At 52.4% G+C, this 13,670-nt stretch carries 10 protein-coding genes; 3 read left to right on the top strand and 7 right to left on the bottom strand.

Going from position 1 to position 13,670, the window contains the following annotated elements; translation table 11 throughout:
- On the top strand, positions 1 to 2,085 hold the full coding sequence (locus tag ACSV5M_RS00705) for an ATP-binding protein (protein ID WP_439173456.1): 2,085 nt from the start codon (positions 1 to 3) through the stop codon (positions 2,083 to 2,085).
- Between the two features lie 12 nt (positions 2,086 to 2,097).
- Here ACSV5M_RS00705 and ACSV5M_RS00710 read toward each other — a convergent pair whose 3' ends face one another.
- A complete protein-coding gene (locus tag ACSV5M_RS00710; RefSeq protein ID WP_439173457.1) occupies positions 2,098 to 3,354 on the bottom strand; it encodes an ABC transporter permease in 1,257 nt (418 codons plus the stop codon).
- Positions 3,348 to 4,046 (bottom strand): ABC transporter ATP-binding protein, encoded by a 699-nt coding sequence (locus ACSV5M_RS00715; RefSeq protein ID WP_439173458.1) that lies wholly within the window; start codon positions 4,044 to 4,046, stop codon positions 3,348 to 3,350. The genes ACSV5M_RS00710 and ACSV5M_RS00715 overlap by 7 nt, the downstream gene beginning before the upstream one ends.
- 109 nt (positions 4,047 to 4,155) lie before the next feature.
- Between ACSV5M_RS00715 and ACSV5M_RS00720 the strand changes: the two genes are divergently transcribed.
- Entirely contained in the window at positions 4,156 to 4,797 is a 642-nt protein-coding gene (locus ACSV5M_RS00720; protein WP_439173460.1) for a DUF3299 domain-containing protein, read from the top strand.
- Between the two features lie 397 nt (positions 4,798 to 5,194).
- On the opposite strand, the gene ACSV5M_RS00725 is transcribed toward ACSV5M_RS00720, so the two are convergent.
- Genes ACSV5M_RS00725 through ACSV5M_RS00740 form a run of 4 tightly spaced genes read right to left on the bottom strand, consistent with a single transcriptional unit; the run spans position 5,195 to position 8,560 of the window.
- Positions 5,195 to 6,199 (bottom strand): CobW family GTP-binding protein, encoded by a 1,005-nt coding sequence (locus tag ACSV5M_RS00725; RefSeq protein ID WP_439173461.1) that lies wholly within the window; start codon positions 6,197 to 6,199, stop codon positions 5,195 to 5,197.
- A 47-nt stretch (positions 6,200 to 6,246) separates the two neighbouring features.
- Positions 6,247 to 6,870, bottom strand: coding sequence for a ZrgA family zinc uptake protein (locus ACSV5M_RS00730; protein ID WP_439173462.1), 624 nt, complete (start codon positions 6,868 to 6,870; stop codon positions 6,247 to 6,249).
- Positions 6,871 to 6,910: 40 nt separating this feature from the next.
- Positions 6,911 to 8,107, bottom strand: coding sequence for a zinc metallochaperone GTPase ZigA (gene zigA, locus ACSV5M_RS00735; protein ID WP_439173463.1), 1,197 nt, complete (start codon positions 8,105 to 8,107; stop codon positions 6,911 to 6,913).
- A gap of 27 nt (positions 8,108 to 8,134) precedes the next feature.
- A complete protein-coding gene (locus tag ACSV5M_RS00740; protein WP_439173465.1) occupies positions 8,135 to 8,560 on the bottom strand; it encodes a TraR/DksA family transcriptional regulator in 426 nt (141 codons plus the stop codon).
- Positions 8,561 to 9,141: 581 nt separating this feature from the next.
- Between ACSV5M_RS00740 and ACSV5M_RS00745 the strand changes: the two genes are divergently transcribed.
- Positions 9,142 to 12,093, top strand: a complete 2,952-nt coding sequence (locus ACSV5M_RS00745; RefSeq protein WP_439173467.1) for a TonB-dependent receptor — start codon at positions 9,142 to 9,144, stop codon at positions 12,091 to 12,093.
- Positions 12,094 to 12,169: 76 nt separating this feature from the next.
- On the opposite strand, the gene ACSV5M_RS00750 is transcribed toward ACSV5M_RS00745, so the two are convergent.
- Positions 12,170 to 13,669 (bottom strand): tryptophan halogenase family protein, encoded by a 1,500-nt coding sequence (locus ACSV5M_RS00750; protein ID WP_439173469.1) that lies wholly within the window; start codon positions 13,667 to 13,669, stop codon positions 12,170 to 12,172.
- Position 13,670: the final 1 nt, after the last annotated feature.

Below are 13,670 nucleotides of genomic sequence, written 5' to 3' on the forward strand. Positions count from 1 at the left end.
ATGCGTTTGCGTCGACAATTATTGCTGGTGAGTTTGCTCGGATTAAGTTTGCCTTGGGCCGGTTGCCAATATATCCGTGAGATGGAAGATGCATTGCGCCAGGGCCAAAGCATTGCCTTGCTGGCCAGCGCGCAAGCGGTGGCCAATCGCATCAGCAATGAACCGGCGCTGCTGGAAGAATTGCAGCAACCCGCCGCCCAGGTTTATGCCACCGATCAAATTTACGCGCATCCGTTTCCCGCACCGGCCATCCTGGACGGTTACGACGATGAATGGCGCCATCGCGAATTCGACGGATTAGCCTGGGAAAATCCTGCCGTTTCATTCCATCTGCAAGCCGCCAGCCACGACAAGGATTTGTACCTGTTTGCCCGTGTCGATGATGCAGATATTCTGTATTACAACCCCGGCTTTGAAGCGCCGTCCCAAAGCGATTACCTGGTGTTGCGCATGCACGATGCTGAAGGCAATGCGCAGGATTTTTTAATCAACACCAGCGCGCCGGGCATGGTCAACGCGCACGCGGCAACGCTCGATTACAACGAATACGGTGAACGCATCACGCGCTATGTGCGCGAACATCGCATCAAAGGCGTATGGCAGGAGCGCGCGCAGGGTTATCAACTGGAACTGCAATTGCCGCTCACCATGACCCACGGCTATTTAAGTGTGGCGGTGGTTAATCACAGCGCAGCCAGTGATGCGGCAACCACCGGCGACTGGCTGGGCGCAATAAAACCCACGGACAATCCCAAACCCCTGGTAAAACAAAATGCCGTACTCGCGGATGCGCTAAATGTGTTCGCCGGGCAGGATCTGCGGTTACGTATTACCGGACGCAATCAATGGTTGATTGCCGAGGCGGGTCGTTTGCAATCACCGAGTAAATTGCCCGTCGAGGAAAACGGCTTGCTGGCCTGGCTGATGCGCAATTTATTTACCCGCACCGATTTGCCACCGCTGGATACACCACAATTTACCGGCCGCCTTGACGCACCGGAAATTCAGCAGGCGCTTAACGGCGACAATGCACGCAGCTGGTATCAATATGGCGTACACAACCTGGGCCGCGCTGTTGTGCCGATCGTGCGCCAGACGCGCATCATCGGTACCGTGGTGGTTGAACAAACCAGTGCCAGCATTCTGTCGCTCACCAACAATGCTTTCCAGCGATTGATGTTTTATACGCTTCTGGCCACGCTGTTTGCCGGTGCAGGTTTGTTAACCTACGCCACCTGGTTGTCGCTGCGCATTCGGCGCCTGAGCGAAGCGGCCGACACCGCCATGCGTGAAGATGGAAAACTGGAAAACCAGTTTCCGGTATCCAAGGCACAGGACGAGATCGGTGATCTGAATCGCAGCTACGCCCAACTGCTGACGCGCTTGCAGGAATACACGGATTATTTGCGCACGCTGTCAAATAAGCTGTCCCACGAATTACGTACGCCGCTCGCGGTAGTGCGCAGCTCCCTCGACAATCTCGACAATGAAAAACTGGATGCGCAAGCCAAAGTGTTTGCGACGCGTGCGCAGGAAGGTTCGCAACGGCTGTCCGCCATTCTCAACGCGATCAGCTCTGCCAGCCGCGTGGAAGAAAGCATTCGTACTACCGAGATGGAATCGGTTCCCCTGGATAAAGTGATTCACGAACTGACTCTCGCCTATCAGGATATCGCGCAGCAACAGGTCGTGTCGGATATCCCTGCCGACGAATCCTTTGTTATCCATGGCTCCGCCGATTTGATTGTGCAAATGATCGACAAGCTATTCGACAACGCCTGTGATTTTTGTCCGCCGGAAGGAAAGATTGTTTTTTCACTGCGCAAACATAAGGAACAGGTTGTTTTGATCGTGAGTAATGACGGCCCCTTGTTACCGCAAAAGATGCAGAGCCAGTTATTCGACTCGCTGGTGTCGATCCGTGAATCAAAAGATAAACACAACGACAACAAAATCCATTTGGGATTGGGCTTGCATATCGTGCGCTTAATTGTCGAAGTGCATCATGCACGCGTCAGTGCACGCAATCGCGCTGACAACAGCGGCGTGGAGTTTGAAATTATTTTCCCGCCGGCTATCAGTTAAGGTTTTTGAACGTTACAAGCGCTGCGCCAGGCCATCACTTAATGCGCGACGATAAGCACTGAACGCTGGAATCAACCCCATCAACGCCGCCAGCGCGACAATACCGCCCAGCAGGTAAAATGTCTGCGGTTGCAAAGGGTTAATATCAATAAATAAACCAAACTGTTCCGCCAACACGGGTTGCGCAATCCATAAGCTGCCGGCCAATAATAAAACACCACCGACCAAGGCAAGCACAATCAACAGCAGCACTTCCAGTTCAATCAACAAAAATAAATAACCCGCCCCGGCACCGACCGCGCGCAGAATAGCAATCTCCCGTTGTCGTTCATTCATCGACGCTAACAAGCTGGTCATCATGCCGATCAACACCGCCAGCAATACCATAACGGAAATCAGGTACAACACATTTTCCACCACACTGAGCATTTGCCAGAGTTCAGTAAGCGCTACGCCGGGCAGAATCGCTAATAAGGGCTCCTGCGGATATTGGTTGACCTGACGCTGGACCGTGAAAGTCGCCGCGCGGGATTTTAATCCCACCAGAATCGCCGTGATATTTTTTGGCGTGAGGTCCTGTTGCAAGGCAGCATCGGCGGAAACAGTTTGCCCGGGGATCGGCATGCCCTGTTGCCAGTCGAGATGAATCGCTTCAATACCGGCCAGACTGATATGTACGGTGCGATCCACTGGTGTTCCCGTCGGCTGCAAAATGCCTGTCACGCGAAAGGGTTTGTCATCGTGGTGATGCAAATTCACCGCACCACTGCCATGAGCCAGCACCAGCTCATCGCCCAACTGATAATGCAGGTTACGTGCAACCTCAGCACCGAGCACCGCGTCGTAGACACCGGCAAAAGGTTTTCCTTCGGCAAATACCAAGGGCCGCTGTTGGCCGTAACGATAATGTTCGAAGTACGCAGCCGTCGTGCCCAGCACGCGATAACCGCGATGGGAGTCACCCAGGGATAAGGGCACGGTCCACTCAACCGCACTGTGGCGACTCAACTCCTGAAAACTTTGCCAGGTAATGTTGTTGGTAGCATTGCCGATACGAAACACCGAGTACAACAATAAATTCAGTTGCCCCGAACGCGCGCCCACAATCAGATCGGTACCGGATAAGGTTTGGCTGAAACTTTTTTTCGCTTGCTCGCGCAGGTGATCGATGCCCAGCACCAGGGCTACACTGATGATTAATGAAGCCAGGGTCAGGGATGCGGTTGCGCGACGATTCCACAGGCTGAGGCGTGCCAGTTTAATCAGCATGATGCCTCCAGTTGCGCTGTGTTACCCAGTTCACGAATATCCAGCGCACGCGAAAAAAAAGGTTGAAGACTGCGGTCGTGACTGACAAATACAATGGTGCAATTGATCTCGGCGGCGGTATCCAGCAATACCTGCATAAACGCAGCGCGGCTGTCGCTGTCCAGCGCTGAGGTCGGCTCATCGGCAATCAGAATTTCCGGGCGGGTCACCAGGGCGCGCGCCACGGCGACGCGTTGTTGCTGACCGACGCTAAGCTGACGAGCGAGTTGATCGAGCAGAGCTGTCGATAAGCCCAAGGCATCCAGTAAATGTTCTGCGCATTGACGGGATTCCGCTAACGGTAATCTTGCAAAATGCGCGCTGAGCAGCACATTGTCCAGCACGTTGAGATAAGGAATCAGATTAAACTGCTGAAAGATGACACCGATATGGCGCGCACGAAAAGCGTCGCGCTGGCGCTGCGAAAACCTGCTCAATACCTGCCCCAATAGACGCAATTCCCCGCCTTGCGGCTTGATAACACCGGCCAGTAAATTCAGCAACGTCGTCTTGCCAGATCCGGAGGGACCGTAAAGGAACAAGCGCTCGCCGCGTGCAATCTCGAGCAACGGAATCTGCAACACGGGTGGTTTGGCCGGCGACCAGCGGAAGCTGAGGTCGCGCAGTAAGATAGCGGGTTCGTTATTTATCATAATCACAAAATCTTATTCGCCGGAATTTTTTATAGACAGAAGGTCGAAGACTTGCCGTATCATAACCCACATTCCTAAACCTGTTGCTTCACGGTTGGTCAATCACCTTATGTCAAGACATCCCATTTTTTGTTTAGCCGTTCTGTTAGTTGCCTTGTGCAGCAATTCGAGCCTCGCACAAACCAACCCCGCTGACACCAGGACGCCGCGCACCATCGAATGGACTGACTTGATGCCGGAAGAAGACCTGAAGCTGTTGATGAACATGCCGCAGGTGGATCACACGTCGCTGAGCGATGAGGAGTTGGCGATGGATCAGCCCACGACCAATAATTCGCCACCAACTGCCAGTAGTTTTGAGAATCAGGTCACCAGCGCAATAGAGCAGGCTATGGCCAAACCGTCAGGCGGGCGCACCTGGCAGGATGCGCTGACCTCTACCCGGGTACGGCCGGAATTCAATAATACCAAGATTCGTTTGGCGGGTTACATCGTGCCGCTGGAGTATGACGACAATCAGGTGATTACGTCGTTCTTTTTGGTTCCTTATTTCGGTGCCTGCATTCACGTTCCACCACCGCCACCGAATCAGTTGGTTTATGTTGAGTATCCGCAGGGGTTTACGCTGGAGGATCTGTATACGCCGTATTGGTTAAGTGGCACGGTGAAGATTGAAACTCACGAGCATGAGTTGGGCTTGGCGGCTTACAGTATGAAGGTGGACTCGATGGTGGAATATACGGAGGAGTAACAAGACAGGGAGCATTTGACTTCGTAGTACGTTCGTCGTTGGGTACATAGGTTCGGAAGCGCATGCCAAATTGGCAGGAAGCCAATTTGCACAGCGAAGCTGCCCGCAGGGTGAGCCACAAGGATGTGGCGAATGAATCGTCCCTGTAGCTCCCTCAATTCATCCCTGAATTGAGGGTTCCGAACCTATGTACCCAACGCCAAACTCACATCTTATTAGCGTCAAGTTTGCTTTTCTTTTTTTCTAATTTATACCACCACACTTGCTGATGGACTCCGGTGTTTCCTCTGAGACCATCACCAGCAAGGATGCTGGTGATGAGCCCCCAGGGACGGGTTCACGGCGTGTCTCAGAGGAAATGCCGGAGTCCATAACCCAGAATTATTTTTGTAAATGCTTATAATTTTAAAGCCAACAACTGCGCTTCAAATGCCTCAGCATCAATAACCCCATCATCAATCAATTCAATACGACTATCGAGAATATCTCCCGCCAACGATTGATCCAACTGATTAACACTTAACACACCATTCTCAGAATTAAACACATGCACACCCTGCTCCGTGTTCATCACCGCTTTTGCGCGGACCACCGACAAACCGGTCATCAACAAAAATAATAAATTGAAATTAAATTGCCAATCCGGGCGAAACAGCCAGCCGCAGCTATAGTAGCCCTGCCCCTGGTTTTCGCGGCGAATAAAATCTTTATCCTGCGGTAGTTGAATAGCAGAATTGTAGAATTCGCGTTGCGGACTAAGGGCGTTTTTGCGGTGTGCCTGTGGATTTTTTAACGGGCGCGGAATGCGTGGCAGGTCCAGCCATTCGGGCTCGATAGCGCCGTGTTCTACCCAGGCGCTGCGTTGTTTGGGCGGTTCAAAGGAGTGTAGTAATTGATTGAAATTTTCACGGTCTTGCGCATCGCAGCAATCGGTTTTGTTGGCGACGATGACGTCGGCCACGGCCAACTGATCCTGGAAATTGGCGTTGCTGGTGTAGCGCTCGTCGGTGAGCTTGCGCGGGTCGACGAGGGTCAGGGTTGCACGCAGGTCGAGCACGGTGTCGTAGTATTCACCTGTCAGGGTGTTGATGATTTCTTCCGGGTGACCGAGGCCAGTAGGTTCTATCAGGATGCGATCGGGTTTGGTGGTGGCAATCATCATGTTGAGCGCGATCTTCATCGGCAAGCCGGCAACACAGCAAATGCAGCCACCCGGTACTTCGCGCACGTGGGCGTTGACACTTTTGAGCATGGCGCCGTCGATACCGATTTCGCCGAATTCATTCACCAGTACAGACCAGGTCTGATCCGCCGGTTTGTGGCGCAACAGGTGGGTGATGGCGGTGGTTTTTCCCACGCCGAGGAATCCGGTGATGATGTTGGTTGGAATCGCGTTACGCATAGATCACCCGCAAACTGAAAAGGCGATGCATGGTAACGCATGGGATTTTAAAAATGAAATGCAGGCTCGTCCGGCGACAGGATTTCCAGCCCTTGTCGCGCATTGATAATCCAGGTTAATTGCAGCGTGGAAAGACTGGGGTAGTGCGTGAATACCGACGCGCCAACGGAAGACAGTTGCTCCGGTGCCTGGCAAGTAAATTCATAGAACACCAGAAAGTCCGCGTGATTTTTCACGGTCTGCCCAGCGTTAAGCAAACCGGATTGCACTTCTGCATCACCTAACTCACAGTGCGCTGCCGGCGTTAACGCCAGCATGTTTCCCGCATCCCGCAAATCAGCCACAGCCTGGCCGAGCTGCTGTTGTTCCTGTTCTGTTTGCGCCGCGCGTTCAAAACCCAGCACGTCCATGGCTGGCAAACTCAGGCTGATGCTCAGCAGTTTTTCTTCCAACACCAGTGTCATCTCCGCCGCGCCATGCTGATGCGCCCCCGCGTCGCGATAGCCATGGTCATGGTCATGGTCATGGTCATGGTCATGGTTATCATGATGATGGGCAGCTTCGTTCGTTTCGGTCAACGCCGTCGATGGGTCAACAGGCGGTGTGGACTTTTCGCAGCCGGCCAGCAGCAGAAATAATAAGGTTACTGCGGTCAGTGATTTTCTGTACATCGTCTATCTCAGAAGTAGGACGGTATATTGAAATTGTGCATCAAACCTGCCACTCCGGAAAGGGATCGGGCAAGGTCTTCCACATGGCCTGCCCCGCCAGTAATTCTTCGTCGCTCAGAAGGCAGGCGTCCAGTCGTTGGGTGACCTCATCGGGGTGCAAACCCTGCCCGATAAAGACCAGTTCCTGACGCATATCGCCAAAGGGCTCCTGCCATTTGTCCATAATATATTGGCGATGTTCCGGATCTGTGGGCCATTGTTCTTCGGGAATCGCCTTCCAGAACATGCCGGCGGCGCCGTGTTGCGCGATCCCTCCGGCCTGACTCCATTGACCTGCAACCTGCGGTCGACTGGCGAGCCAGAAGAAACCTTTTGAACGCAACAGTTTGCCGCTCATCACTGGGCTAAAGAAGAAGTCGTGCAATTTTTCAGGATGGAAAGGACGGCGCGCATGATAACTGAAGCTGCTGATACCGTATTCCTCCGTCTCCGGTACGTGCTCGCCCCGCATTTCTTTCAACCAACCCGGCGCCTGCTGCGCTTTTTCAAAATTAAAGCGACCGGTATTCAACACGCGATCCAGGGGCACCTGACCTTTTGTTATGGGGATGATGTCAGCATCCGGATTCAACTTGCGCAATACCGCTTGCAGTTCTGCCAATGTTTCCGCATCCACCAGATCGGTTTTACTGATCAACAACACGTCGCAAAATTCAATTTGATCTACCAACAGATCTGCCACATTGCGTTGGTCTTCCTCACCCAGATGCTCACCGGTTTCCTGCAAATATTGCGCTTCATAAAAATCGCGCAGGAAGTTCACCGCATCCACAACCGTCACCATCGTATCGAGACGCGCAACCTGCGCCAGACTTTTGCCCTCTTCATCTTCAAAGGTAAAGGTTTCGGCCACCGGCAAAGGTTCAGAGATGCCGGTGGACTCAATGACCAGATAATCAAAACGGCCCTCATGGGCCAGACGGTTGATTTCAATCAGCAAGTCCTCACGCAAGGTACAACAGATACAACCGTTGCTCATCTCCACCAGTTTTTCTTCCGCGCGGTGGAGCTGCACCTGATTTTTTACCAACGCGGCATCGATGTTAACTTCACTCATGTCATTCACGATAACTGCCACCCGCAAATCAGCGCGGTTATTCAGAATGTGATTAAGCACGGTGGTTTTGCCGGCACCGAGAAAGCCGGACAAGAGCGTAACGGGAAGTTGTTTATGCATGGTTCCAATCCGTATAGATCAAAAAAATTAAAGATGACGCTGAGCAAAATTACGTTCGAGATGCTCCTGCCGCATTTTTTCTTCGGCGCACAATTCGGCTGTCGGACGCAACAGCAAGCGTTGCAAACCGATCGCATCACCCGTGACTTCACAATAGCCATATGTGCCCTGAGCAATGCGCGCCAAAGCTTTATCGATCTTGCGCAATAGCAAATACTGGCGTTCCGCCAAGCGCATGCGCTGCCGGTTCTCCTCTTCTGCTAACGCACGATCGAGTTCATCCGTTCCACAATCGGCGGAGGCGATGTCCTGCTTGATAACTTCAATCTGCTGCTGCGTCTCTACCTTGATTTGCTCCAGCACACCTTTAAAGAACGCTTGCTGTTGCGCGTTCATGTAGTCCTGATCGGGCATACATAGCAGAGACTGGGGCGTTAACACGGCTTCGCTCATTCGCACTCCTCACAGCCCGGCTTGATTTTGATGTTATAACATAACATATAAAATCCATGAAGCAAGCACAACGCACAAGGCTTGCGGCGCAAGAGCCGCGCCTTCCGCTTTCCTTCACCCTCTTAACGCCAACTCGTCAACCCACTTATTAACGTAAAAAATCGTGATTTTTTGTAATCGGTTTCTTTTTAAACAGACAATGCTGCGCGAAGCGCCAAATAATACGACTGAGGGAAAGGCGCGTTACCCGTCACTAGCAGGTGATAGGGAAAAAGAATATTTCATTAAAAATCAATGAAATAAAATAATTCCGCATAATTAGACACCACGTCTGCTTCTAACAGACCTAGTCTCAAACCCGGGTGGCAATGATTGTTAAATAATATAAATAAACAATGTTTCGATTGAATATGTAATCGGTTTCAATTATCGTACCGCCCCAATCAAAGTCCTCCGGTCAGCCGGGACGCAAGATAATCCATAAATCCAACCATTCTTTATCTGCTCTCCCCCTCAGCCAAGCTGCCGGAGCCATTGATATAACAATCAATAACACCCCCTAATAAATCGAGGAGTTAAACATGATGCAGCCTTCCTGCTTCAGAAAACGTTTGTTGTCCTCCTGTATTGCAGCCGTAGCGTTGACCGCCACGGGTGTAACCCAGGCACAAGAAAGTGGTTTGGTGGAAGAAGTGGTTGTGACGGGCATTCGAAGCTCGCTCACCCGTTCTGCTGACGTAAAACGCAATGCGCCCTCCGTAGTAGATGCCATTAGCGCTGAAGATATCGGTAAATTGCCCGACGTCACTATTGCCGACTCATTGCAGCGTGTTCCCGGCATTCAGATCCGCCGCACCGCTGGCGAAGGCTCCACTGTCAACGTACGCGGCATGCCGCAAGTCAGTACGCTCCTGAATGGCGAACAATTCCTGAGCGCCGGCTCGATCACTACCGCACAACCTGACTTTACCGATATTCCGGCTGAACTCCTTTCCGGCGTGGACGTGATCAAGTCTTCTCAAGCCAGTACTCTTGCAGCAGGTGTATCGGGCACTATTAATATGAAAACCCGTCGTCCCTTCGATCTGGACGAAGGCTGGACCTTCGCCGGCTCCGCCGAAGGTTCACAAGGGCAATACACCGATGATGATATCGGCCACAAGATCTCCGGTTTTGCTGGCTTCAACAACGGTGAAGACTTTGGTGCGCTGTTCACCCTGACCACCTCAGACGCTACCCTGGCCAACTACCGTTATGGGATGTACTCCGACTGGTGGTTCCGGGGTTACAACGAAGACAGCGCGTGGCCCGGCCAGCCCACTGACGTTACAACCGACCTGACCGGCGACGGGGACTTCGATGACCAGATCTTCGGCACCATCGACTACGGTGTCACCAATCGCACCGCCGAGCGAGAGCGCCTGGGCGTCTCCAGCTCCTTCCAATTCCAGGCGTCTGATCGCGTAGAAGTACTGGCGGATGTGTTCTACACCAAGATGGACCAAGGCGATTACGTCAATGGACTCATCGCCGACAATTCCTGGTCGCAATACGATTGGGTGACGCCCGATCCCGATACCCTGATCAATCGCGGACCCGCCGTCGGCGGCAGTGGCAAGGACTTCTATACCTCCAGCATTACTCACCTCGATGCGTTGCGCGTGATTGCCTCATCCCAAACCATCATGGATGAGCGCGAGTCCTTGAACATTAATCTGCAATCCAACATCGAGTTCAGCGACAACTTCCGCGGCAGCGTTCGTTATCTGCACGGCGAAGCAAGCAATGACCACACCGCCAGCATCGCTGACGCACAGCTGACCAGCGGCGCCCAGTCCGGCTTGATGACAGTAAACGATGGCGTAGCCGAGCCAGTAAATCCCAATGGCTGGGGACCGGAGCGCGTACCTGTGACGGCAGATTTTTCCGGCGAACATCCGCGCATGATCTATCCGGAAGGCTTTGGGCAAGACATCAGCAGTTACGGCCTGGTATCCACCTTCTCCGCGCAGAATCGCAACGAAGAATCGGAGCTGGATGTATTCCGCTTTGACGGCATCTTTGACATCAACGAGGCGGCCAGTCTGGACTTCGGCTATCGCTACGCTGATCGTCGGATTGAACGAGACCAGTATGACCTGATCTCTCCCTTCACCGAGAACGATGCCGATGGTAATCCCGTTACTGTCTATTCCAAATGGAAGGACTCCGGTATTGCGGTGAGCCAGGGTGGAGATACCATCGGCAGAACCTTCAGCTTTGAAGAGCTGGATGCCATGGGGTACATCCATACCCAAAATGACTTTGGCCCCGCCAGCGACGGCAACAGCTACTACTTTATTGATCCGAAGGCGATGGAAGATAACCTCGCGTTCCAAGAGTCGCTCTACAGCGGCAATATCCAGCGTAAAGACGGTGCACAGAGTTATATCGTTGAAGACGAGACGCACACCTTTTACATTCAGGGAAATATTGAAGGTGAAATGGTGTTTCCGTTCCAGGCAAACCTGGGCGTGCAGTATGTTGAAACCAACCTGAACATTACGCAGTTTGTTCCTTCTTACGATGCCACCACAGCCACTATCGACGGTACCGTTTACCCCGTTACCAACGGCGTAGCGCCAGACATTGTTGACACGGCGGTTACTGATCGCAGCTTCAACGATGTATTGCCGCGCTTTAACATTGCGTGGGATACCTCGGATAACACCAAATTGCGTTTTGCGTTCACCAAAACCATGTCGCAACTGAACGCGGATGATCTTGGCCTGGGCTTGGTGTATACCACCAACAACAATCCCGATCTCGGCGTATTCGAAACCGTCAGCGCAACCCAGAACGGCAACCCGAATATGGAACCATGGCGTTCCGATAACTGGGATTTGAGTTACGAGTGGTACCTCAATGACTCATCGTTGCTCAGTGCCGGCATCTTTTATCTCGATATCGAAACTTTTATCGCCACCAGCTCCGTGCAAATTCCAACGGTGCCAGATTCCGACGGCGTGAACCGCCGACCCGGTGAAACCATCGACCTGACCATTCGCGACAATGTCGACGGTGGCGTAGTGAAAGGTTACGAAATCAATTATCAACAAGCCTTTGATTTCTTGCCCGGTGCGTTTAGTGGTTTGGGTTTGAACCTGAACTACACCTTCACAGACGCAGAAGGCGGTGAGAAAGATTTCTATGGCGCAACCATGCCTATGGCCGATAACTCCGAAGATCAGATCAATGCGGTGCTCTGGTACGAGTACGATGCATGGCAGGCGCGTCTCGCCTATAACTACCGCAGTGAGCGTTTCATCGGTCGCGCCTGGAACGATGGCAGCCCGGCGGCCTGGTGGTCAGCACCGACGAGTTATATCGATGCGTCGGTCAGCTACGACATCAATGACAATGTGTCTGTCTACCTGCAAGGCACCAACATCACTGAAGAGTACGAAGAAACTTACATGCAGTGGGAAGATGTCGTAGTTAATCAGAATATTTACGAAGCGCGTTACACGCTGGGTGTTCGCGCAACGTTTTAATCTTGTCATCAGGAATGGAGTGATTGTGCACAGTAATTATTCCAGACCAACCCTTAGCCCCGCTTGCGGGGCTTTTTTATGCCTTGCGTAATTGCGCCAACACCGCGCGATGATCATCAAAGTTCAAGGCGCAACGCGCAATAAAATCATCCAGTTGTTGTAACTCAAGCCGGGATTTTGCTGCGGCGTTGGATGACCGGACAGGAGGAAAAATTCCCATGCCCGCAAAGATGCAATACCAGGACGCGACGGGGTAATATTTTTCAATCGCTTGTCGTTTGACCTCTGCCGCGAGATTACCGCCACGCTTCCAGCATTGATATAACGCGCGCAGGGATTCCGACACGCCATCAGGATCAGCAGTATTTGCTCGCCAATAGTCGCTGTCGTTGCGGGAACCGGTTTTGTAGTGGGTCACGATATAATCACGTGTGCCGTCGAACTGGTCATTGATTCGCTGGTTGAAGCTCGCCTGATGTTGATCGGTAAATCCGCTCTGTTCAAACAGCTCCACAAAGATTGCAACGGTTTGCTGGATCAAAAACAGCGCCGTCGCTTCCAGTGGCTCAATAAACCCCTGCGCCAGTCCCACAGTCAAACAGTTTCGATGCCAGGGCTGCGTTACCCGTCCTACTTTCATTTTCAGGTGTCGTACCGGCACGTCCGCATCGGCCAGACCCAAATGTTCGCGCAGTTCACGCTCGGCGTCATCCGCGGAACAGAAGGTCGAACTGTAAACGTAACCGTTGCCGAAACGTTCGGTCAGTGGAATTTTCCAGGCCCAGCCATTGCGCAATGCCGTGGCAAAAGTTTGCGATGGAATAATGCTTTCCATTGCCGTGGGCATGGCTACCGCCGCATCATTGAACAACACATTGCCATAACTGACAAAAGGTGTTGCCAATGTCTTCTGCGACAGGATTCCCGCAAAGCCACTGGCATCGACAAAAAAATCTGCCGCCAGTAATTCGCCGGCATCGGATACCAGATGTTGAATATTTCCCCGCGCGTCCAGCACAACATCCTGCACATGACACACGCGATGCTGAACGCCCATAGCAACCGCTTTTGTTTTTAAAAATTGGCCGAGCAACACGGCGTCAAAGTGGTAGCCGTATTGCGTATCGAAAGGAAAGTGATGCTGAGCCTTGGGTGCGAGCGACTTTTCGGCGAGACGTTGCGACAGGAAAAAATGCTTCGGGTGCGCCTCAACCGCTTCACCCGCCAGCCGTTGTTGCGCGTTGCGGATAAACATCGGCAGAGTATGGCTATCCACCATGGAAGGGAATGGATGGTAGTAGCTTTCAAAGCCCGGACGCGTAGACCAACCAGAGAAAGTAATGCCGCATTTATAGGTGGCATTGCACGCAGGCATCCATTCCGTTTCCGGAATATTCATGATGTCAAAAAAGTTTCTAAGCGCCGGTGTTGAGCCTTCGCCCACACCAATAATGCCAACCTCCGATGACTCCAGCAGCGTAATACGAATAGGCTTTTTAGCCCAGGCGCGCGCCATAATCATGGCGGTCATCCAACCTGCAGAACCGCCCCCCAGGATTACAATATCGTTGATCATG

This window comes from Cellvibrio sp. ARAG 10.3 (assembly GCF_051846955.1).
GTDB lineage: Bacteria > Pseudomonadota > Gammaproteobacteria > Pseudomonadales > Cellvibrionaceae > Cellvibrio.

Bases quoted from the DNA above. Each gene is read 5' to 3' on its own strand.
- ACSV5M_RS00705 (WP_439173456.1), top strand. From the start codon at position 1: ATGCGTTTGCGTCGACAATTATTGCTGGTGAGTTTGCTCGGATTAAGT.
- ACSV5M_RS00710 (WP_439173457.1), bottom strand. From the start codon at position 3,354: ATGCTGATTAAACTGGCACGCCTCAGCCTGTGGAATCGTCGCGCAACC.
- ACSV5M_RS00715 (WP_439173458.1), bottom strand. From the start codon at position 4,046: ATGATAAATAACGAACCCGCTATCTTACTGCGCGACCTCAGCTTCCGC.
- ACSV5M_RS00720 (WP_439173460.1), top strand. From the start codon at position 4,156: ATGTCAAGACATCCCATTTTTTGTTTAGCCGTTCTGTTAGTTGCCTTG.
- ACSV5M_RS00725 (WP_439173461.1), bottom strand. From the start codon at position 6,199: ATGCGTAACGCGATTCCAACCAACATCATCACCGGATTCCTCGGCGTG.
- ACSV5M_RS00730 (WP_439173462.1), bottom strand. From the start codon at position 6,870: ATGTACAGAAAATCACTGACCGCAGTAACCTTATTATTTCTGCTGCTG.
- zigA (WP_439173463.1), bottom strand. From the start codon at position 8,107: ATGCATAAACAACTTCCCGTTACGCTCTTGTCCGGCTTTCTCGGTGCC.
- ACSV5M_RS00740 (WP_439173465.1), bottom strand. From the start codon at position 8,560: ATGAGCGAAGCCGTGTTAACGCCCCAGTCTCTGCTATGTATGCCCGAT.
- ACSV5M_RS00745 (WP_439173467.1), top strand. From the start codon at position 9,142: ATGATGCAGCCTTCCTGCTTCAGAAAACGTTTGTTGTCCTCCTGTATT.
- ACSV5M_RS00750 (WP_439173469.1), bottom strand. From the start codon at position 13,669: ATGATCAACGATATTGTAATCCTGGGGGGCGGTTCTGCAGGTTGGATG.